The sequence below is a fragment of the Oleiphilus sp. HI0125 genome (genome assembly GCF_001635355.1).
Genome location: NZ_LWGF01000974.1, coordinates 1 through 989, shown reverse-complemented (window position 1 = coordinate 989; position 989 = coordinate 1). Strand labels below are relative to the sequence as shown.

Here is a 989-nt window from a genome sequence, read left to right as displayed (position 1 = left end):
GTTCAAGCTAATGCTGTGGTTAACGCCAGCGGTGCCTGGACGGATGAACTTCGTCAAATGCTTGGTAATAAGAAAAGTATTCGACCTTTGAGAGGAAGTCACCTAGTTATTCCATTCTGGCGTCTACCGGTCGCCTTTTCCGTTAGTTTTTTCCATCCGAAAGACAAGCGGCCAGTATTTGTTTTTCCTTGGGAAGGTCAAGTCGTGATCGGTACAACAGACCTTGATCATCATAATACGATGTCTAGCGAGGCATCGATTACTGAAGATGAAGTCTCTTATCTTTTGGATGCCGCGAATTCACAGTTTGATCATGCAGCGCTGAAGCGTGAGGACATTATCTCTTCTTGGTCCGGTGTGCGGCCAGTTGTTGTTGATGAATACAGTGCTGAGGATGATGTTGCTACGAACAAACCATCAGACGAGAAACGTGAGCATATGGTTTGGGATGACGCAGGGTGTATCAGTATCGCCGGCGGCAAACTCACGACATTTCGCTTGTTAGCGCTCGAAGTATTGCGTGCAGCTCAACCGTATTTACAAAACAAACTTTCCCTGTCGGATTTAGATGCGCTTTCAGACTTTCGTGAGTCCGATGAATCCGTGTTGATTGGCGACCATAAGCTATCGAAGCAACGCCGTCAGAGGCTCGTTGGTCGTTACGGTCATATTGCTAATCAACTTGTGGAGCAAGCGGATACTGATGATTTAACGCTGTTAGGCAACACTGAAGTTTGCCTCCAAGAATTATTATGGGCGTGTGAGAACGAAGCCGTTGAGCATTTAGATGATCTTCTTTTGAGACGTGTACGGATAGGCATGTTGTATCCGGAAGGCGCGATTCATTTGATTCACCCATGGACAGATTTATTGCGCGAGCGTTTGCAGTGGTCGGTTCAAAAATGGGATGAAGAATGGCATAGATATAAAAATATCGTTGCGGATCACTACAGCCTTCCGAAACAAAAGGAGTGCGTGTGAGCGATACA

1 protein-coding gene is annotated in these 989 nt (G+C 46.2%); it reads left to right on the top strand.

Annotated features, from left to right (window positions below):
- The coding region (locus A3762_RS16550; RefSeq protein WP_156493532.1) for a glycerol-3-phosphate dehydrogenase/oxidase at positions 1-981 on the top strand (981 nt) is incomplete at its 5' end.
- Between the last annotated feature and the right edge of the window lie 8 nt (positions 982-989).